This is a genomic window from Pelosinus propionicus DSM 13327 (assembly GCF_900114615.1).
Lineage (GTDB): Bacteria > Bacillota > Negativicutes > DSM-13327 > DSM-13327 > Pelosinus > Pelosinus propionicus.
Map to the genome: position 1 here is coordinate 53,493 of NZ_FOTS01000015.1, position 20,041 is coordinate 73,533.

The 20,041-nt window shown below is 35.7% G+C and carries 20 protein-coding genes; 18 read left to right on the plus strand and 2 right to left on the minus strand.

Translation table 11 applies throughout. The features are described from left to right. Nucleotides 1–3: 3 nt before the first annotated feature. Nucleotides 4–1,707: a proline--tRNA ligase gene (locus BMZ99_RS09925; protein WP_090936114.1), complete on the plus strand. Its 1,704-nt coding sequence runs from the start codon at nt 4–6 to the stop codon at nt 1,705–1,707. A 132-nt stretch (nt 1,708–1,839) separates the two neighbouring features. Here BMZ99_RS09925 and BMZ99_RS09930 read toward each other — a convergent pair whose 3' ends face one another. Continuing rightward, the gene (locus BMZ99_RS09930; RefSeq protein WP_090936117.1) at nt 1,840–2,178 is read right to left on the minus strand and encodes an arsenate reductase family protein; all 339 of its coding nucleotides are present in this window, start codon (nt 2,176–2,178) and stop codon (nt 1,840–1,842) included. Between the two features lie 124 nt (nt 2,179–2,302). On the opposite strand from BMZ99_RS09930, the gene BMZ99_RS09935 reads away from it, so the two are divergent. From BMZ99_RS09935 to BMZ99_RS09950, 4 genes are all read left to right on the plus strand, one after another. Then, entirely contained in the window at nt 2,303–3,127 is an 825-nt protein-coding gene (locus BMZ99_RS09935; RefSeq protein ID WP_090936261.1) for an RMD1 family protein, read from the plus strand. Between the two features lie 69 nt (nt 3,128–3,196). Continuing rightward, the gene (locus BMZ99_RS09940) at nt 3,197–3,589 is read left to right on the plus strand and encodes a CoA-binding protein (protein WP_090936122.1); all 393 of its coding nucleotides are present in this window, start codon (nt 3,197–3,199) and stop codon (nt 3,587–3,589) included. Between the two features lie 3 nt (nt 3,590–3,592). Next, nucleotides 3,593–3,916, plus strand: a complete 324-nt coding sequence (gene trxA, locus BMZ99_RS09945; protein WP_090936125.1) for a thioredoxin — start codon at nt 3,593–3,595, stop codon at nt 3,914–3,916. Nucleotides 3,917–4,036: 120 nt separating this feature from the next. Next, the gene (locus BMZ99_RS09950; protein ID WP_245754911.1) at nt 4,037–5,284 is read left to right on the plus strand and encodes a ferrous iron transporter B; all 1,248 of its coding nucleotides are present in this window, start codon (nt 4,037–4,039) and stop codon (nt 5,282–5,284) included. A gap of 15 nt (nt 5,285–5,299) precedes the next feature. Here BMZ99_RS09950 and BMZ99_RS09955 read toward each other — a convergent pair whose 3' ends face one another. Then, nucleotides 5,300–6,745: a recombinase family protein gene (locus BMZ99_RS09955; RefSeq protein ID WP_090936131.1), complete on the minus strand. Its 1,446-nt coding sequence runs from the start codon at nt 6,743–6,745 to the stop codon at nt 5,300–5,302. 220 nt (nt 6,746–6,965) lie between these two features. On the opposite strand from BMZ99_RS09955, the gene BMZ99_RS09960 reads away from it, so the two are divergent. The 13 genes from BMZ99_RS09960 to murD all read left to right on the plus strand — a co-directional run bounded on the left by BMZ99_RS09960 (nt 6,966) and on the right by murD (nt 19,979). Beyond that, nucleotides 6,966–7,826, plus strand: a complete 861-nt coding sequence (locus BMZ99_RS09960) for a YitT family protein (protein ID WP_090936134.1) — start codon at nt 6,966–6,968, stop codon at nt 7,824–7,826. A 207-nt stretch (nt 7,827–8,033) separates the two neighbouring features. Further along, a complete protein-coding gene (locus BMZ99_RS27350; protein WP_281246772.1) occupies nt 8,034–8,159 on the plus strand; it encodes a hypothetical protein in 126 nt (41 codons plus the stop codon). A gap of 80 nt (nt 8,160–8,239) precedes the next feature. Then, the gene (locus BMZ99_RS09965) at nt 8,240–8,947 is read left to right on the plus strand and encodes a nucleoside recognition domain-containing protein (protein ID WP_090936264.1); all 708 of its coding nucleotides are present in this window, start codon (nt 8,240–8,242) and stop codon (nt 8,945–8,947) included. Between the two features lie 35 nt (nt 8,948–8,982). Further along, nucleotides 8,983–9,210, plus strand: coding sequence for a FeoA family protein (locus tag BMZ99_RS09970; RefSeq protein WP_090936137.1), 228 nt, complete (start codon nt 8,983–8,985; stop codon nt 9,208–9,210). A gap of 331 nt (nt 9,211–9,541) precedes the next feature. Beyond that, nucleotides 9,542–10,363 (plus strand): polysaccharide deacetylase family protein, encoded by an 822-nt coding sequence (locus tag BMZ99_RS09975; protein ID WP_090936267.1) that lies wholly within the window; start codon nt 9,542–9,544, stop codon nt 10,361–10,363. Nucleotides 10,364–10,541: 178 nt separating this feature from the next. Beyond that, nucleotides 10,542–10,973, plus strand: a complete 432-nt coding sequence (gene mraZ, locus BMZ99_RS09980) for a division/cell wall cluster transcriptional repressor MraZ (protein WP_090936139.1) — start codon at nt 10,542–10,544, stop codon at nt 10,971–10,973. Nucleotides 10,974–11,031: 58 nt separating this feature from the next. Continuing rightward, nucleotides 11,032–11,970: a 16S rRNA (cytosine(1402)-N(4))-methyltransferase RsmH gene (gene rsmH, locus BMZ99_RS09985; protein WP_090936142.1), complete on the plus strand. Its 939-nt coding sequence runs from the start codon at nt 11,032–11,034 to the stop codon at nt 11,968–11,970. A gap of 58 nt (nt 11,971–12,028) precedes the next feature. Further along, the gene (locus BMZ99_RS09990) at nt 12,029–12,451 is read left to right on the plus strand and encodes a septum formation initiator family protein (RefSeq protein WP_090936145.1); all 423 of its coding nucleotides are present in this window, start codon (nt 12,029–12,031) and stop codon (nt 12,449–12,451) included. A 22-nt stretch (nt 12,452–12,473) separates the two neighbouring features. Beyond that, nucleotides 12,474–14,561 (plus strand): stage V sporulation protein D, encoded by a 2,088-nt coding sequence (locus tag BMZ99_RS09995; protein WP_090936148.1) that lies wholly within the window; start codon nt 12,474–12,476, stop codon nt 14,559–14,561. A 140-nt stretch (nt 14,562–14,701) separates the two neighbouring features. Then, nucleotides 14,702–16,204, plus strand: a complete 1,503-nt coding sequence (locus BMZ99_RS10000) for a UDP-N-acetylmuramoyl-L-alanyl-D-glutamate--2,6-diaminopimelate ligase (protein WP_090936151.1) — start codon at nt 14,702–14,704, stop codon at nt 16,202–16,204. Next, nucleotides 16,204–17,565, plus strand: coding sequence for a UDP-N-acetylmuramoyl-tripeptide--D-alanyl-D-alanine ligase (locus tag BMZ99_RS10005; protein WP_090936154.1), 1,362 nt, complete (start codon nt 16,204–16,206; stop codon nt 17,563–17,565). Before BMZ99_RS10000 ends, BMZ99_RS10005 begins: the two co-directional genes overlap by 1 nt. Nucleotides 17,566–17,647: 82 nt before the next feature. Further along, on the plus strand, nt 17,648–18,622 hold the full coding sequence (gene mraY, locus BMZ99_RS10010; protein WP_090936157.1) for a phospho-N-acetylmuramoyl-pentapeptide-transferase: 975 nt from the start codon (nt 17,648–17,650) through the stop codon (nt 18,620–18,622). Nucleotide 18,623: 1 nt separating this feature from the next. Further along, complete coding sequence (gene murD / locus BMZ99_RS10015; RefSeq protein WP_090936160.1) at nt 18,624–19,979, plus strand: UDP-N-acetylmuramoyl-L-alanine--D-glutamate ligase; 1,356 nt, start codon at nt 18,624–18,626, stop codon at nt 19,977–19,979. Nucleotides 19,980–20,041 lie beyond the last annotated feature (62 nt).

The following is a 20,041-nucleotide window of genomic DNA, read 5'->3' on the forward strand; positions in this document are numbered from 1 at the left end:
ATTATGCTTGTATCACAATTATATGCTCCTACATTACGTGAAACTCCGGCAGAAGCTGAAGTAGTAAGTCATCAGCTAATGCTGCGGTCTGGTATGATTCGCAAAGCTGCTGGTGGAGTTTATACATATATGCCATTGGCTTTGAGAGTACTTAGAAAAATTGAAAATATTGTGCGTCAAGAAATGGATGCTAAAGGAAGCCAAGAATTATTAATGCCAATCATACAGCCAGCAGAAATGTGGCAGGAAACTGGCCGCTGGGATGTATATGGTGATGAAATGTTTAGATTGAAGGACCGACATAACCGCAACTTCTGCCTTGGGCCTACTCATGAAGAAATGATTACTACATTGGTACGTTCAGATGTACGATCTTATCGGCAATTACCTCTAAAGCTTTATCAAATTCAAAATAAATATCGTGATGAACGCCGTCCTCGCTTTGGGTTAATGCGTGGTCGCGAATTTATTATGAAAGATTTATACTCTTTTGATAAAGATGAGGATGGTCTTGCCAAAAGCTATGATCAAATGTATGAAGCCTATACTGCTATTTTCAATCGTTGTGGTTTAACATTTAGGGCCGTGGAAGCTGATGGTGGGGCAATTGGTGGCAGTGGCACTCATGAGTTTATGGTTATTGCTGATTCAGGTGAAGCTGCTATTGTATACTGTCCGTCATGTGAATATGCAGCAAATGTTGAAAAAGCGGAATTAAAATGTATCTTAATGCCGGAAGAGGAATTAAAAGCCCTAACTATTGTTGAGACACCAGGAACTAAATCAATAGACGCGGTAACAACTTTATTGGGGATTACCGCTGATAAGACAATTAAGACCCTTGTTTATAATACTGATAAGGGCGTTGTAGTAGCCCTAGTTCGCGGTGACCACGAAGTCAATGAAATTAAATTGCAGAACCTAGTGGATTGTTTAACCATTGAACTAGCAGATGAAAAGACGATAGTAGAAACCCTCGGGAGTACTCCTGGATTTATTGGTCCAATTGGTATAAAAATTCCTATGCTTATTGCTGATTCTACTGTTATGAATCAATATAATGCTGTTTGTGGGGCAAATACTCTTGATAAACATTATTGTAACGTGAATGCTAAACGTGATTTTTCTCCAACAATCATTGCTGATATTCGTTTAATTCAAGAAAATGATCCTTGTCCACATTGCGGATTACTGGTAAAAACTGCTAGAGGAATTGAAGTTGGTCAAGTATTTAAACTGCATACGAAATATAGTAAAGCGTTAAAAGCTACTTATCTAGACGTGAATGGCAGAGAGCAGCCTATGGTTATGGGATGCTATGGTATCGGCGTGAGTCGCACTATGGCTGCAACAATTGAGCAAAATAACGATGAATATGGGATTATTTGGCCAGCAGCGATAGCACCTTATCAAGTTGTTGTTGTGCCGATTAGCGCCAAAGATGAGGCGCAGATGTCTTTATCAGATTCAATTTATAAGGCATTAAATGCGTCAGGTATTGAGGCTGCCTTTGACGATCGTAATGAACGACCTGGAGTAAAATTTAAAGATGCGGATCTGATTGGATATCCTTTGAAGGTTACAGTTGGACCAAAAACAATTAATGAGAATTTAATCGAAGTGAAAGTAAGACGTACAGGAGAAGTATTGTATTTCGATGTAAATAACTACTTAGAAGATATAAAATCATTATTAGCAAGATTATAAGCAAGAGTATTTCCTACTTTGATCATCGAAAAAAATATAAAAAAGAAGCCACAAAGGTGCTGTCTTTACATGTTACTCAATATGAGCATCAGGTAAGATTGCACCTTTATGGTTTATAAGAAAATTAGAGATTTAAACTTGCCACTGTTTCCAAATCTCGGGGCAGTATCCAATTGTTGCAGCTTTAGAAGTGTTTCTTACAATTGGTGTTTTAAGTAATAGAGGATTGTTCAATAAAATATCCTCTGTATTATGGATGATATATCTTAAATTACTTGCCTCATATTCTTTACTTTCAGTATTTACTAAGTCCTTCAAATCAATAAATCTTTTTATATTATTTAACTCTCCTTTGCTTAAGGCCTTTAAGGTTAAGTCAATGAAGTGATAGGAGATTTTTCGTTCTTTAAAATATCGTTCAGCTTTGCGAGTATTTTGGCATTTTTTTGTACCAAAGATTTGAATGTTCATAAATAGAACCTCTCTTTATTAATATCTATATAATAAAATATCCTAATATGCAGAGAAAAGCAATTTTTAAAAATTACTTAATTTCTGGATAAATGGAGAAATAGCTCAAATGGAGAGTGAGAAAGTGATGGAAACGGAGTTTAAAGCAATTGTTTTAAATAACGAAATTAATTTAAATAAAATTTCTCAACATTTTGGTAGTAATCGTAAACTAAAATGGGAAGAATATTTAATATTAAAAGGTACTGAGTTACAAGGTATTGTTCGTGAAATAGAAATGAAAAGAGTTTATTTATTTCATTTTGGCAGTATTGTATTTTTAAACTTTCAATATCATGAAATTATGGATATTATCAATTATTTAAAAACGATTGAAAATGGTATACATGATATAAATACGTTTAAATATGTTGATGAATATAAGATTGAAATTAACTCAGAAAGTGAATCGGCTATTAATAACGATTATATGGTTACAAAACAAATAGCTGAATATCAATTTGATATCGTTTCTACCGTATTGGCAAAATCTGTAGCTTTAGAAAAAATTGAATCTGATATCTCTCGGGTTTTAGATGAGATTGAAGAAGTTGTGAATAATTTATATCGCGGAGAGTTAACCGTATCAGATGAAAAACTAGCAAAGATGTCAGCGAGTATTTTAGAATTTAAGTTAAGCACCATTTCATATGTTATGTTATTGGACAAACCAGCAATTACTTGGAATCATGAGGGTGCTAGTGAACTATTTGATGAACTTACCATATTGTTTGAATTAACAGATCGCTATGAAAAACTTCGTCATAAAATAGATACATTAATGGATATTATAGAAGTTTTTTCAGGATTAGCTCATTCCAAGAGGGGGACGCGTTTAGAATGGGCGGTTATCATATTGATTGGTATTGAAATTTGCTTATCTTTATTCGCCTTATTTTTTGAAAAATAATCATAGGTTGACCAGAAATGCCCAAAGGTAATATAATGTAATTAAAAGTTAATATAAGGAGGTAAATCTTTGAGTAACATTGACACTATGATAAACTTAAAAACTTGGGCAGTGGTTGGCGCAACTGATAATAAAGAAAAGTTTGGATATAAAATTTTTAAGGTATTGTTAGATAGTGGAATTGATGTATATCCTATTAATACTGGTGTTACGGAAATTTTGGGACGGAAATGTTATCCATCACTTAAAGATTTACCAATAAAGCCAGAAGCTGTAGATATAGTAGTACCTCCTAAAGTTGGAGAAAAGATTATGCATGAATGTGCACAAATTGGTATAAAAAATGTTTGGTTACAGCCGGGAGCCGATGCTCCGCAGGTTATTCACGTAGCTGAAGAATTAGGGCTTAATGTTGTTCATCATGCATGTGTCATGGTAGAAATGAAAAAAAAGGAGGCATAATCAATGGCAAATGTAATTCATGTAAATGAAGAAAACTTCCAGAGTGAAGTAATGGAGTCAAAAGTACCTGTATTAGCAGATTTTTGGGCACCTTGGTGTGGCCATTGTACGAAGTTATCTCCAGTACTTGACGAATTAGCTGCTGATTTAGGAGACATGGTTAAAGTGGTAAAGATTAGCGTAGATGAAAATAGATCACTAGCGCAACAATATAGTGTAATGAGTTTGCCCACTATGATTCTAATTAAAGATGGAGAAAAGGTGGAAAAATTATTAGGGTTTATGCCTAAAACTGCCATTAGTGATAAAATTTCCTCAGTATTATAAAATGGACAACCAATAACAGTAAATGCTGTTATTGGTTGTTTTTTTGTTCTAATTATATTGCTGATAGAATAGACAATAGCAACAAAATTTTTAAGATGGGGGACGGAACTATTGACAAAAATGGTTTTAGTTGGTTCGCCTAACGTTGGTAAAAGCGTAATATTTAATTACCTGACTGGTCAATATGTGGCAGTATCCAATTATCCAGGAACCACAGTTGATATATCTCGAGGGTATAGCAAAATTAATGGAAAATCATATGAAATTATTGATACTCCTGGTATGTACTCACTTATCCCCCTTACAGAGGAAGAGCGAGTGTCACGAATGTTATTGTGTCAGGAGCAGCCGGATATTGTACTAAATGTAATTGATGCTAAAAATATTCGTAGAATGCTGCATCTTACGCTGCAGCTAATTGATATGAATTTCCCGGTCGTATTAGTTGTAAATTTGATAGATGAAGCAAAGAAAAATGGTATTTTTTTAAGGCTAGAGTGTTTATCTGACATATTGGGAATTCCAGTTATTGCTACCATTGCCACAAAAGGTCTTGGTCTCGAAAAGATTAAAGAAGAAGTTCAGGAATATTCCTTTATAAAACCTCGTTTTTCTTTACTATATTCTCCTGATATAGAACAAGCCATTCATTTTATCAGTGAAAAAATAAACGAAGATTATGGTTTATCGCCCCGCATGGCAGCTTTTTTGCTTATACAAGGTGATAAACGACTGTGTGCATTGGCAAGCCGGAAGGAACATGCATTTTCTAAAATTTTAGCAAAAGTAAATGAACTTAAATCTAGTTATCAAAATGATATGGAATACATTATGGCTGTAGAACGGCAGCGGGCGATTGATCATATTTGTGACTCCGTTCTGGAAGAAAGAAATCTACATTCGGGAGGAATGGGTGAAACTTTAAGTCGCTTAACTAGGGAACCAATAACTGGAATACCTATTTTATGTTTAGTAATATTTTTTGGAATCTATCAATTTGTAGGTAAATTTGGAGCAGGGTTTTTAGTTGAGTATTTAGATATTAATTTCTTTCTTCCTTATGCGAACCCTTTAATCGGATACTATGTGTATCAACATATACCCTGGGATTGGTTGCAATCATTGATAATGGGCAAATATGGAGTTTTCACTTTAGGGTTTCGTTATGCATTTATTATTATTTTACCAATCGTTAGCACTTTTTTCTTTATGTTTGCGATTTTAGAAGATAGTGGATATTTACCTCGATTAGCCATGTTAATGGATTGTATATTTAAAAGAATTGGACTAAATGGTAGAGCTGTTATTCCTTTTGCTTTGGGATTAGGGTGTGGCACAATGGCAGTTATGGTGAGAAGTAAAAGATAAAACGTCTATAGAAGTTTATATTTTAATGCTGATCTTCATTGGTATCATGCGATGATCAATGTAGAATTTCCAACCCAGCTTTTCAATAATAGTTCGCCGTTCAATAAAAGACCTTGCGGCAAAAAAAGCTTCAAGATCTATTTGTGTAGTAGGATTAGAAGAGAGTTTGGTAAGAGAATCGGATATTCTTTGAAGATCTTCTTTTAAACGATTAAGCTCTTTTTCTGCATCCTTAGAAGTTAGCATTCCTTCATTAAACCACCGAAGGATTGTTGTCCGCTTCTTTTTTAATTCACTTTGATGATTTTGAATAACTTTTATTTTATCAGTCTTAGACGTAGCTTCATTTGGAAAGGAAATTAAACATTGTTGTTTATTATTCTTTATAATTGCACAGAGATGTTTCCATACGATTTCATCGATCTCAAGTGATGAGATCGATGGGTTGCCACATGGGGCTAGCGATAGATCACTACCTCCTGAGTTACATTTATACCAAGTATATTCTTTACCTGAAGAATGTTTCTTAGAATGAGCTGACAAGCTATAACCGCAGACTGAACATTTAAGGAAGTTGCGCAGTAGATATTCATGTTTTGTGTTACGAGGGCTTTTACGTTTGTTTTCAGTTAAGATTTGTCTTACTTTTTGAAATTGATCAATTGTTACAATCGGAGAAATAGGGATTGGAATCCAATCTTCTTTTGGTCGCGCTATCCTTTTACGTTTATATTGACTGATCTTTTTTTCATATTTATTAAAAGACCATTTAGTGCCAGCATATTTTTCATCTGTTAAGATTCGATAAATCATTGATAGAGTAAAGGGTTTACCCTGCTGGTTCGTAATATTTTGTTGACGAAGAAAAATCGCGATTTCTTTAATTGTAACTTTTTTACTAAGATACAATTCATAAATCATATGTACGACTGCAGCTTCAGTTTGGTTGATACTATACGTACTATTTACATCATCCCAGTCGTAACCATAGGCGCGAGTTTTCTGGATCATCTTACCACTTCGTGCTTTGGCACGTTTACCACGTAGAGTACGTTCACGAATTTTAGCTTTTTCAAAAGCACTGATCGCACCACGGATCGAAAAGAATAAGCGTCCTTCTGGTGAAGCATCGTAGCTGCCAGTTACAAAATATAGTTTTGTATTCAATTTTTCAATTTCATCAGCCAATAGTAATTGATTTGTTAGGTTGCGGCTAAGGCGATCGGGATCATAAACAATGACATTCGTAATTTTTTTATTATGCAGATCATCTCTTAAACGGTCAAGGGCGGGCCTTTCTAAATACTCACCGCTATAGCCATCATCAATATATTCTGAGCAGCTTGAGGTTTCCAAGCCTAGTTTGGCAGCATGCTCATGGCAAGTGCGAATTTGGTCACTAATTGAATAACCTATTTCCGCTTGAAGCTCTGTGCTTACACGGCAGTAAATCGCATTCATTGCAGCCTCCCGAAGAAAAAAATTTATAAAAATATCTTATGAGGTTAAAGGAATTTGTATTTTTTTGTAGGGCATAAAAGGAAATCATAAATTAAAATAGAAAATAATTAATAGTGATATCGTTAAGTAAAGCATTATTCTTGCATAAAGTTGATAGTTATTACTCTATAAGTTATATTTTTGTGGGAATAAGAAAATATACATATGGGAGGAGCGTTTTATGTTAAAAAAAAGAAAATTATTAATAGACAAACTTAAGAAGTATATCATGCTTTTTATCGGATCTATCTTTACCGCTGTAGGACTAGAAGAATTCTTGGTTCCCAATCAAATCATTGATGGTGGTATTGTTGGCATATCAATTATGGCAAGTCATTTAACTTCGATGCCTTTAAGTGTATTTTTAGTACTGCTAAACTTACCTTTTATATATTTAGGCTATACACAAATTGGAAAGACATTTGCTATATCAACTATTTTTTCCATATTTTCTTTGGCCTATTGGGTTTCCATTTTTCATCCTATATCAGAAGTTACAAGAGATCCATTTTTATCAGCTGTTTTTGGTGGAATTATTATTGGAATTGGCGTTGGCTTAATCATTCGATATGGTGGATCTTTAGATGGTACTGAAATTGTTGCTATTATTTTAGATAAGAAGACCGGGTTTTCTATAGGTGAAATCGTCATGTTTTTTAATATTTTTATTTTAGCTAGTGCAGGGTTTATTTTTAGCTGGGATAAAGCAATGTACTCTTTGGTGGCCTATTTCATTGCTTTTAAGGTTATAGACATAACCATTGAAGGATTAGATGAGTCAAAAGGTATCCTGATTGTTTCGGATAATCCAGATGAAATAGCTGACGCGCTAATGGCTCGTTTAGGGAGGGGCGTGACCATTCTTCATGGTGAAGGCGGATATTCAGGTGATTATAAAAAAATTCTTTACTCTGTTCTTACTCGGCTTGAAATTGCTAAGCTTAAAGCGATTGTAAAGGAAAAGGACGAAAATGCTTTCATTACAATAACAGATGTACATGATGCGATGGGCGGTAGAGTAAAGAAAAAAGCAATACATTAGTAAGAATTTTATTGTCACAACAAATATATATTAGATTGTGTGATTAAATATACTTGTAAGACTTATGTTGAAAAGGAAGAGACAGCTACAAGAACTGTCTCTTCCTTTTCAACATAAGTCTTAATTTTTTAGACTACATTTATAATGTTTTCACAAATTATTAATATTAGACAAGGAGAGAGCATATACCCTAGGGGGGGAATGAAAATGGAGGTTGTTTTTGAATATGAATTCGATGGTATTGAGTATCCGGAAGATAATCCACCACCAAAGCTCATTAATGATTTACTAGATGTTTTAGAGCCTTTTCTGCAACTGAATCAAGCCGAGTAATATCGGCTGATATGTTATAAATGGACAAGTAGTAGGTAGTGGAGAGTAAAGGTTTCGTTATGATATTAAATATATTTTGTATGTTACGTGTGGTAACGCGAACATTGGAAACACGCCGCGAAAGAATATTAGCTACGTTCTTATTGTCTTTGACCATACCTTGTTCGGCACAGCTTGGTGTTATCTTGGCGTTATTGTCGGATTCATTTTTATCTCTAACGATATGGGGCTGTTATATCCTTCTCATTTTTGGAATCATTGGAAGGTTGTCAGGAAGTTTTCTTCCTGGCAACTCTAGTTCATTTTATATGGAAATACCACCTTTGCGCCTGCCAATTTTATCAAATGTATTACAGAAGGCTTTTATTCGGATGTGGTGGTATTTTATAGAAATCCTGCCGATTTTTATAATGACGAGTGTTATTTTGTGGCTTGGTGATCGAACTGGTATTTTAAGTGATATTATATATTCTCTACAACCGACCATGAGTCTGCTGGGTTTGCCAATAGAAACAGCCCAGCCATTTCTGTTAGGCTTCTTTCGTAGAGATTATGGTGCTGCTGGATTGTATGAAATGGCTGCAAATCAAAGTTTAAGTAAAGAGCAACTTTTAATTGCAAGTGCAACACTGACCTTATTTGTACCATGTGTTGCACAAGTAGCCGTAATGATAAAAGAACGAGGGATATTCATCTCAATGGTAATATTATGTAGTATAATTGTCTTTGCTTTTGTGGGAGGTTTATTGCTTTCGAAATTATTGCCTATTCTTAATTTGTATCTATAGAAATATTCATGAATGTCATAAAGGGAGTGAAAAGTATGGCTCACCTGATGCCAATTGTTAGATGCAAAAAGAATACGACTGTACATGTTGTACGTCTATTATTAACAAGTGGAGAGAATCTGCGCAAACTAACAGCTTTTGGGTTGTTGCCTGGGGTAAAAATAGAAATTTTGCAAACATATCCTGTCTATGTATTAAAAATAGGATACACACAAATTGCTTTAGATTATGAAATAGCAAAAAATATTATTGTTGTCCTATAATTAAAAAAGACTTGGATTGTACTAAGCTTAATCAGTCAGAATTATTATTTTCTATTGCTTTATTTAAAGCATTGATTAACGTTATTATGCTGATACCATGATCGCGAAAAAAAGCAATAGTTTGAGGCTATTGTTTCAACAACTTTTGAAATTCTCATTTTTTCGTTTATAAGCATATAGCGGCCTCCTAATTCACATAATTATTAATACATAGTTTTATCAAACGAGAAACTTTTATACGAACTAGAGACTAGTATTTTTTGCAAAAGAGAGGTAGAATATTGTAGATAAAGATAAAATGAGGTTATATGATAAAGGGCGGTGGCAAAAATTGAATATAAAAAAGGGGCAAATCAATATTATAATAAGCTTAGTTATTATTTTTTTCTTGATTGTCCTTTCTAAATTTGGTACTCAGTCAGTAGTAGCGAGCTTTAATAAGAGCAACCCTATTAATCTTCAAGAAGTACCCATATTAAATTATCATAAAGTGGATATATTAAATCATGCTCTATCTGTTTCTCCACGAGAATTTGAAGAGCAAATGGAGTATTTGTATCAAAATGGTTATCATACGATTACTCCTGATCAACTGATGGCTTATTTAAAATCAGGTAAATCGCTGCCAGATAAGCCAATTTTGATTACCTTTGATGATGGTTATCTTGATAATTATACAAATGCATATCCTATCATGAAAAAATACGGCTTTACAGGAACTATTTTTATTGTTACCAATTTTATTAGTAAAGATGAACGGTTTATGACTTGGGAGCAAATAAAAGAAATGCAGCAAAATGGTATGATCTTTGGTTCTCATACTGCAAATCATAAGTCCCTTACAAGTCTTACTAAAGAACAAGCTCTAGACGAACTTAATCAATCTCGTGATGAAATAGCACGACAATTAGGTAAGCCTCCTAAGTATTTTGCCTACCCAACCGGCACTTATAGCGGGGAAATTGAAGACATGGTGAGAAAAACTGGATATAAGGCTGCATTTACCATTGAATATGGGCAGGTTGGTGCTGATAGCGATATATTTCTTTTACCGAGGATCCCTATTTTTAAAGGGCAAAAAACGTTTCGAAGTTTCTTCATTCGCTTAAATGGCGCACCTGTCTTAGAAGAATTGGGCATTATAAAAAATTGAATATTTTAGATATAAACTAGGACAAAAGACTTTTATGATGGGTCTTTTGTCTTTTATTTTTAAATGATGAAGAATTCTTTAAGTAGCAAGAAGGATTTTATTTTATAAAGATAGAACACTAAAAGTGGGTAATTGTGGTGAAAAGTGGTAGGGGAATCAAAATGGTGGTGGTAAAATTATGTTAATGGGTGAGTACCTTCATACGATTGATGATAAGGGAAGACTCATTTTACCTGCCAAGTTCCGGGAGGAGTTGGGGGAAAATTTTATTGTTACCAAAGGCCTTGATAATTGTTTGTTTATATATGAAAAAAAAGAATGGGATATTTTGGCAAGCAAGCTAAAGCAATTACCGCTAGCAAAACCTGAAGCCAGAGCTTTCGTACGATTCTTTTTTTCTGGTGGAGCGGAGATTTCTTGTGATAAACAAGGGCGAATATTACTACCTAACACTCTTAGGGAATATGCCCAGCTTGATAAAGATGTCATAGTGATTGGCGTTTCAAATCGCATTGAAATTTGGGATCGTAGCAGTTGGGATGCTTATAATGAAAAAATTGCTCCTACGGTAGCTCAGATTGCTGAAAGCTTAGTTGATTTAGGTATATAAAGTTGAATATAGTGTGAAAATATAGTGCTTATGAATTTAAATGGGGTGAGTGACTGCTGTGGAATTTCATCATGTTAGTGTGTTATTAAAAGAAAGTGTATCTGCATTAGTAACGAATCCTGAAGGTATTTATGTTGATTGTACATTAGGTGGAAGTGGACATGCTGAACATGTTGTCAAACAATTGGGAGCATCGGGGCGATTTATTGGCATTGATCAGGATCCAGCTGCGATACAAACAGGTAAAGTCAAGTTATCCAGTGCTAAGTGCAAAGTTGATATCGTGCAAAATAATTTTCAAAATATTGGACTTGTCTTAGATGAATTAAAAGTAAATAAGGTCGACGGCGTATTATTTGACTTAGGGGTATCGTCCCATCAGCTGGATATCGCTGAAAGAGGATTTTCTTATATGCAAGATGCACCTTTAGACATGCGCATGAATCCAAATAGCGATTTTTCTGCTTATGATGTTGTGAATAAGTATTCGGAAAGTCAATTGGCTGATATGATTATTACTTATGGAGAAGAACGCTGGGCCAAGAGAATTGCGAAGTTTATCGTTGAATTTCGAAGTGGTAAAGCGATCGAAACTACTGGAGAATTAGTAGATATCATAAAAAGAGCGATTCCATCAGCAGCAAGGCGCGAGGGTCCACATCCAGCGAAAAGAACATTTCAGGCTATACGTATTGAAGTAAATAATGAGTTAGGGATTTTAAAAGATGCTTTTACGACTTCCATAGAGAGACTTAATTTGGGTGGGAGATTGTGTATTATTACTTTTCATTCATTGGAAGACCGTATTGCGAAGCAGACTTTACAACTGCTTGCAAAAGGATGTATTTGTCCAAAAGCGTTGCCGATATGTATGTGCAATAATAAACCACAGATTAAAATCATAGGTAAGCCGATTGCTCCTTCGGTGAATGAATTAGAAGAGAATCCACGGGCGCGGAGTGCGAAGTTGCGTATAGCGGAAAAAATAAATTTATAAAATTTAGTGTAATATCATGGGACTACAATTGTTCTAATTTTAAGGAAGGGGAATATACATGTTAGTAAATAAAAAACAAGATTGGGATATTTATCAACAACCAGAAGTCCCATCCATTAAAAAAAAATACTTAGTAAAACCTGATATTGCGCTACGAGTGAAATGCTTAGCAACAGTTATGATGATTATAGTAGCAGCCATGTTTTTTACTGCATCAAGCGAAGTAATTATACGCTCTGGTTATGAGTTAGTACAAATGAAGATAGAAGTAATTAAATTAGAAAAGGAAAATGAATTATTGCAATTGGATATTGCGAAATTAAAATCACCACAGCGTATTCAAAAGATAGCTACAGCTGAGCTAGGTATGGTAATGCCGCAAAATGTGTATTGTGCGGAAAGTTCTTCTAAAGCTCATAATTTGAATGCTGAAGGAGAAAAAAGCATAGTAAGTATGTTACTAAATCGTAAGAGTCAATAATTAAAAATTGGGGGAGTGCCCATTGGCGTCATCATCACATGTTACCATTAGGAAAAGGGTGGCCTGTCTTTTTCTTCTGATTGCGGTAATTATGTCAGGACTTGGTTTTCGTCTAATGTATCTCCAATTTTACAAAAGCAATTGGTTAACCGAAAATGCTCTAGACCAGCGAGTGAGAGATATTCCTGTAGAGGCAAAACGTGGCACAATTTTTGATCGTAACGGGAGAGAGCTTGGTGTGAGTATAAGCACTGAATCTGTATACGCAATACCAGCAGAAATAGTAGATGTAGAAGGAACGGCAGCCAGATTGGCTGCTATTTTGACGTTAGACAGGGATAAATTAGCGGCAAAATTGAAAAGACGTCAAGCGTTTACATGGGTGAAGCGTAAAGTAGATAGAGAAATCGCCAAAGAAATACATATGCTTAATTTACCGGGAATTGGATTGACCCAGGAAAATCAGCGTTATTACCCTAATGACAATTTAGCAGCTCATATACTGGGGTTTACCGGGATTGATAGTCAGGGGCTAGATGGAGTAGAGTTAACTTTTGACAGCTATTTGAAAGGACGCAGCGGAAGTATTGTGGTGGAATATGATGCTCGAGGCCAGGAGATACCTTATGCATCTCATCAATTTATAAAGCCTGTAGAAGGGCATAATATTTATTTAACCATTGATATCGTAATTCAACAAATCATTGAACGTGAGCTTGAAAAAGTAATGCAAGATACGAAGGCGCAAGCAGCTACGATTATTGCTATAGAGCCTAGCACTGGGGAAATATTAGCCTTAGCGAATCGACCGGACTATAATCCAAATAGTTTTGCAGAATTTTCACCTAAATTATGGAGAAATATTGCTGTTTCTAATGCTTATGAGCCAGGATCTACCTTTAAGATTCTTACTACAACAGCAGCATTAGGAGAGAAAGTCGTGAGTCTTAATGAACGTTTTTTTGATCCAGGATCTGTAGAAGTTCAAGGGCGAACTATTCATTGCTGGAAAGATGGCGGGCATGGAAGTCAAACCTTCCAAGAGGTAGTTGAAAACTCTTGTAATGTTGGTTTCGTAAATGTTGGCCTTCGATTAGGCGTTGAGTCTTTTTATAAATATTTTACTGCTTTTGGTTTAGGTAAACATACGAATGTTGATCTGCCAGGGGAAGCAAAAGGGATCATTATTGAGCAATCACAAGTTAAGCCGATTAATATTGCAACCATGTCTATGGGGCAAAGTATAGCGGTAACCCCGTTGCAGTTAGTAACAGCAGTAGCAGCGGTAGCTAACGACGGGCAAAGGCTTAGACCCCAAATTGTTCGAGAGGTAAGAGGGAAAGATGGCGAAATCATTCGTGGTTTCACTCCCGATATTATCAATCAAGTTGTTGATGTGGAAACTGCTCAGGAAGTTAAAAAGGTATTAGAAAGCGTTGTAGCAAATGGTACAGGGAAAAATGCTTATATCGAAGGATTTCGTATTGCAGGTAAGACTGGTACGGCTCAGAAAGTCGGGGCTGGAGGTTATATGCCAGGAAAATATGTCGCTTCTTTTGTTGGATTTGCACCAGCTGATAAGCCGCAGATTGTAATGGTTGTCATCATTGATGAACCTGTAGGCTTATATTATGGTGGTCAAATAGCAGCTCCTGTTTTTACGGGCATAATGAATGATGTTTTACAATATTTAAAGATTGCACCCAAAATTACAGAAGCAGAAACAAGTACAACTAAAGAGACTCATGTAATTGTGCCAAGTGTGATAAACTTATTAGTTGCAGAAGCAACGCAGGAACTGAAAAAATCTGGTTTATCTGTAAGAGTTGAGGAGGCAGGTGAACGCGTGGCGGATCAGATACCAAAACCAGGCAGTCGCATACCAAAAGATTCGAGTGTATTATTATATACTATGACTCCAAGATACGGAGCTGGCGAGATTACTGTTCCTGATTGTACTGGGCAGTCGCTGCGTGAGGCAGCAGATACATTAGCCGAAGTAGGATTGCGTATAAAACCTATAGGGGTGGGAATAAAATCAATAAGACAGGAACCTTTAGCAGGCAGCAAGGCATTGCCAGGAAGTGAAATTACAATGTATTTTGAATAGTTTTTTAAAATAAAAAAATTGTAATTAAATAAGATAAGTAAATTTAAGAATTTGAAAGTGTACTGATATGGTAATCTGCACATGGTTATGATAATATTGGTAACAATGGTAATAATAGTTGACATGTAGGAGGTATTTTCATGAAAAAAAAATTACAAGACTTAATAGATTTATTACCAAAGGCGATAATAGAAGGAAATAAAGAAGTTACAGAAACAATAATTACAGATTTAGCACAAGATTCTCGTAAAATTACACCAGGTACTTTATTTGTTTGCTTATCTGGTGCTAAAACAGATGGTCACGACTATATTGTGCAGGCCTATCACCAAGGTGCAGTAGCCGTTTTGGTTGAAAAAGATATTGATATCATCCCTCAGGGGTTAATCGTCATAAAAGTAGCGAATACACGGGAAGCGATGATGAAGATTGCTCCATTTTTCTTCGAATTTCCAAGTTGCAAATTACGTATGATTGGAGTTACGGGGACAAATGGGAAAACCACCACCACTTATTTAATAAGAAGTATATTACAACAGGCTGGTTTTCAAGTAGGAGTAATCGGAACCATTCAAAATAGTATTGGTGATAAAATAGTACCTACTCAAAATACTACACCTGATGTTATTGATTTACAAAGACTGCTAGCCCAGATGGCAGAAGCTAATATGGATTATGTAGTTATGGAAGTTTCTTCTCATGCTCTAGCTCTTAATCGAGTGGCTGGTTGTGAATTTGATGTCGGTATCTTTACGAATATGACTCGTGATCATTTAGATTTTCATGTAACTTTTGAACGGTATTTAGAAGCAAAAACAAGATTATTTCAATTACTTAGCAGTACGGAGAACCAGAAAAAGGGCAAGACTGCTATACTTAATACAGATGATAAGGCGGCTGCATTTATTTTAGAACGTACTGAATGCAAAACGATTACATATGGTATTGAAAAACATGCAGATCTACAGGCTCAGAATGCAAATATACAGGCTAAAGGCACAAAAATTGATATTGCTGGTTCTTTTGGTATCATGCCATTACAACTTAAAATAACTGGATTATTCAACGTGTATAATGTGTTAGCGGCAGTAGGCGCAGCTTTAGCTGAAGGGATTGATGCTTCTATAATTAAAGCTGCACTGGAAAAGTTTCAAAGCGTATCAGGCAGATTTGAGCTGGTAGATGAGGGGCAGCCTTTTAGTGTTATTGTTGATTACGCGCATACGCCGGATGGATTAGAGAATATTTTAAAGACTGCTCAGCAGATTGCAAAAAAACGTATTATTGTTGTTTTTGGTTGTGGCGGCGATCGTGATAAGACGAAAAGGCCAATTATGGGGAGATTAGCTGTACAATATGGCAATGTTGTAATTGCAACCTCTGATAATCCTCGGACAGAAGATCCTGAGACGATTCTAAATGAAATCGAAGCGGGAATTCGAGAATTGTTAATACCAGGGAAAATCTATGAGAAAATTAGTGATAGACGCCAAGCTATTGAACGTGCTTTGCATGTGGCAGAAATGGATGATATTGTAATCATTGCTGGTAAAGGGCATGAGAATTATCAAATTCTAAAAGATAGAACGATTTCATTTGATGATAAAGAAGTTGTAAAAACTATCATCCAGGAGATGAAATAATGGCAGAATTTACAGTTGAAGAAGTTTGTCTTGCTACAAAAGGAACTCTAATTGTTTCTACCCAACCAAAGGGATTTACAGGCGTTTCTACAGATACGCGTACGGTGCAAAAAGGTGACTTGTTTATTCCGCTAATTGGTGAAAATTTTGACGGGCATGAGTTTATTCAACAAGCGATAGAAAAGGGTGCACGTGGTGTTATTTTTAGCCATAAAGACATATTGCTGCCACAGCACATTACAGCTATATTTGTTGACGATACCTTGTTAGCGCTGCAAGATTTGGCATGTTTTCATCGTCAGCGTTTTACCATACCGGTCGTAGCGATTACCGGATCTAATGGTAAAACCACGACAAAAGATATGGCTGCAGCTGTATTATCCAATCATTTTCATGTATTAAAAACAGAGGCAAATTATAATAATGAAATTGGGCTGCCATTGACGCTGCTGCAGCTTACTCAGGAACATGAGGTCGCAGTGGTGGAAATGGGAATGCGGGGCAAAGGGCAAATCCGCCAATTAGCCAATATTGCATTACCCACAATTGCTATCATAACAAATGTTGGTGAGACCCATCTTGAACTACTGGGATCCATAGAAGAGATTGCTGCTGCTAAAGCGGAATTACTGGAAGTAATACCAGAAAATGGTCTATCGATATTAAATGGTGACAATATATATGTGCGGGAAAAGGCTAAACAAGCAAAGAGTCGTATAGTATTTTTTGGGCTGCAAAAAGGTGATATTAAAGCTGATAATATTCATATAAAATCCCAGAGTGTAGATTTTGTGTGCCGCTCCACGAATAATGCTGCTTTTACAGTAGACATACCAACGACCGGTAAACATAATATTTATAATGCTTTAGCTGCAATTGCCGTAGGCATGGAATTAGGAATGAATACTGATAGTATCGTTTCAGGATTTAGAGGGTTTAATGCTAGTCCTATGAGGTTACACATTGAAAGAATTGGTGACTACTTGGTTGTGAATGATGCATATAATGCGAGTCCTATGTCTATGGTAGCCGCTATTGATACAATGCTTGAAGTTGCAAAAGGCCGAAAAGTGGTTGTGCTTGGCGATATGTTAGAATTAGGATCGATTGCAGTATCTGCTCATGAAGCCATCGGGGAAAAACTAGCTCAATGTGGGATTGAAATTGTTGTAACAGTCGGAGAGTTAGCGGTCAGCATTGCTAATAAAGCAAGTTTCTGCGGTATAAGTCATGTTGTGAGCTGCTCTAATCATGAGCAAGCGCAAGCAGAATTAAAGAAGCTGCTTGTACCTGGTGACACGATCTTGATAAAAGGATCAAGAGGAATGAAGATGGAAAAAATTATTAATATGTTCTTATAAAAACTGTTTTAAAAATGCAAAGATGCTAAGCGTCTAATAAAAATGTTTTTAAAACAGGAACTGAAGGGTTTGGAGGTTGAATATGCAGGAGTTGTTATATGCTTCAGCGATGGCATTTATCATAGCTTTAATTATCGGACCCCTGATAATTCCTGTACTTAGCAGGTTGAAGTTTGGGCAAAGTATTAGACAAGAAGGTCCTGAAAGTCATTATGCTAAAGCTGGTACACCAACAATGGGCGGTATTATTATCTTAATTGCTCTTATTATTCCCGTTCTTATCTATGGTGGTAAGAGTCCGGAAATTTGGTTAGCCTTATTTGTAACCATTGGGCATGGACTAATTGGTTTTTTAGATGATTTTATTAAAGTTGTCTTAAAACGTTCATTAGGGTTAAAAGCAAGGCAAAAACTATTAGGGCAAATTTTTATGGCTGTTGCCTTGGCGTATATTGTTACTACTTATATGGGACGGGGCACTGATGTATGGGTGCCTTTAGCGGGCTTTACTGTTGATTTTGGTCCATTGTACTATGTGTTAATTTTTTTAGTGTTAATAGGTACTACCAATGCAGTGAATCTTACAGATGGGCTTGATGGTTTGGCTGCTGGAACGACTACGGTAGCAGCAGTAGCATATGCGGTAATTGCTATGAGTTTTGCAAAACCTGATTTGGCTATTTTTTGTGTAGCATTAGCTGGTGCAAGCCTTGGTTTTTTGAAATATAATGCAAATCCTGCCAAAGTATTTATGGGGGATACTGGTTCATTGGCTTTAGGGGGAGCCCTGGCTGCTGTAGCAGTGATGACCAAAACGGAATTATTACTTGTTATTGTTGGAGGGGTTTTTGTACTTGAAGCCTGTTCTGTAATTATTCAAGTGGTGTCATTTAAGTTAACAGGCAAGCGAGTATTTCGTATGAGTCCCATACATCATCATTTCGAATTGGCAGGTTGGTCTGAAAAAAAAGTAGTTACGGTATTTTGGTTAGCAGGTGTTATTTGTAGTCTTATCGCTTTAATTATTCTAGTCGCTAGTCAAACTGGAGGAATATAAAATGCAATTTAAGGGAACAAAGATCTTAGTACTTGGTGCTGGTATTAGCGGTATCTCTGTTGCCTGTGTTTTACAAAATCGTGGAGCGCAGGTAACATTAAGCGATTCTAAATCAGCAGAATTATTAAAGAATAAGGATTTATCGGCGATACATCAATGTGGAGTAAATCTTGCGTTGGGGCAACAGGGAGAGGGCTTACTTCGGGATATAGACTATATCGTACTGTCTCCTGGGATATCAATTGAAATTCCATTAGTACAATTTGCTAAAGCTAAAAATATTACAGTCATGAGTGAAATTGAAGTAGCATATCAATTGTGTACAGCACCTATTGTGGCTATTACAGGTACAAATGGTAAGACAACAACAACAACATTGGTTGGTGAAATGGTAAAAACAACAGATCGCAATGTTGTTGTAGGAGGAAATATTGGTTTAGCATTATCACAAGAAGTGGCTGAAGTTGGTGAAAATGGTATAGTTGTAGCTGAAATATCCAGTTTTCAATTAGAAGGTAGTCTGCAGTTTAGGCCTCGCGTGGCTGCTATTTTAAATATAACTCCAGATCATTTAGATCGACATCATTCATTAGAGAATTATATTGCGATGAAAGAACGTATTTTTGCAAATCAAACAAAAGATGATTATATCGTTTTAAATTATGATGATTTAACTGTACGAGAAATGGCAAAAAAAGTCCCTTCTAAGGTTTTCTTTTTTAGTAGGAAGGTAGAATTAGATTCAGGAATATTTGTTAAAGATGGAATGATAATTATCAAGTGGCAAGAAAAAACATATGTTGTATGTCCAATTAGTAAGATACAACTTAGAGGCGGACATAATATTGAAAATGTTCTCGCCGCTTGCGGCATTGCCTTTTTTGCAGGTGTTACTTTAATTTCTATGGTGCAGACCTTATTTAAATTTACAGGTGTTGAGCATCGAATTGAAAAAGTAGCAGTGGTTAACGGTGTGCCGTATTATAATGACTCGAAAGCAACGAATCCTGAGTCATCAATTAAAGCTTTAGAGGCTTTTGAAGAACCTATCATATTAATTGCAGGCGGACGGGATAAAAATACAGATTTAACTGTGTTTATGGAATTGATCAAGGAAAAGGTAGAGCATTTAATTTTATTAGGTGAGGCTCGGGAGCGTTTTGAAGCAGCAGCACTTCAGAATGATGTATCGCAAATCCATAATGTAAATAGTTTGACTGAAGCTGTGCAATTAGCAAATCACCTGGCAAAGGAACCGCAAGTCGTGTTATTATCTCCGGCATGTGCTAGTTACGATATGTTTACGAGTTATGAAGAAAGGGGAAAAGTGTTCAAAAAATTAGTTTATGAATTATAGAAAATAATTTTTTGATAATTTTGTTGAGTTGAATGTGAGTGGCATTCAATGATGGGAGGGAA

Coding starts and splice junctions, on each gene's coding strand:
- mraY (WP_090936157.1), top strand. CDS start 17,648: ATGCAGGAGTTGTTATATGCTTCAGCGATGGCATTTATCATAGCTTTA.
- BMZ99_RS09950 (WP_245754911.1), top strand. CDS start 4,037: ATGGTTTTAGTTGGTTCGCCTAACGTTGGTAAAAGCGTAATATTTAAT.
- BMZ99_RS10005 (WP_090936154.1), top strand. CDS start 16,204: ATGGCAGAATTTACAGTTGAAGAAGTTTGTCTTGCTACAAAAGGAACT.
- trxA (WP_090936125.1), top strand. CDS start 3,593: ATGGCAAATGTAATTCATGTAAATGAAGAAAACTTCCAGAGTGAAGTA.
- murD (WP_090936160.1), top strand. CDS start 18,624: ATGCAATTTAAGGGAACAAAGATCTTAGTACTTGGTGCTGGTATTAGC.
- BMZ99_RS10000 (WP_090936151.1), top strand. CDS start 14,702: ATGAAAAAAAAATTACAAGACTTAATAGATTTATTACCAAAGGCGATA.
- mraZ (WP_090936139.1), top strand. CDS start 10,542: ATGTTAATGGGTGAGTACCTTCATACGATTGATGATAAGGGAAGACTC.
- BMZ99_RS09960 (WP_090936134.1), top strand. CDS start 6,966: ATGTTAAAAAAAAGAAAATTATTAATAGACAAACTTAAGAAGTATATC.
- BMZ99_RS09955 (WP_090936131.1), bottom strand. CDS start 6,745: ATGAATGCGATTTACTGCCGTGTAAGCACAGAGCTTCAAGCGGAAATA.
- BMZ99_RS09990 (WP_090936145.1), top strand. CDS start 12,029: ATGTTAGTAAATAAAAAACAAGATTGGGATATTTATCAACAACCAGAA.
- BMZ99_RS27350 (WP_281246772.1), top strand. CDS start 8,034: ATGGAGGTTGTTTTTGAATATGAATTCGATGGTATTGAGTATCCGGAA.
- BMZ99_RS09970 (WP_090936137.1), top strand. CDS start 8,983: ATGGCTCACCTGATGCCAATTGTTAGATGCAAAAAGAATACGACTGTA.
- BMZ99_RS09925 (WP_090936114.1), top strand. CDS start 4: ATGCTTGTATCACAATTATATGCTCCTACATTACGTGAAACTCCGGCA.
- BMZ99_RS09965 (WP_090936264.1), top strand. CDS start 8,240: ATGTTACGTGTGGTAACGCGAACATTGGAAACACGCCGCGAAAGAATA.
- BMZ99_RS09930 (WP_090936117.1), bottom strand. CDS start 2,178: ATGAACATTCAAATCTTTGGTACAAAAAAATGCCAAAATACTCGCAAA.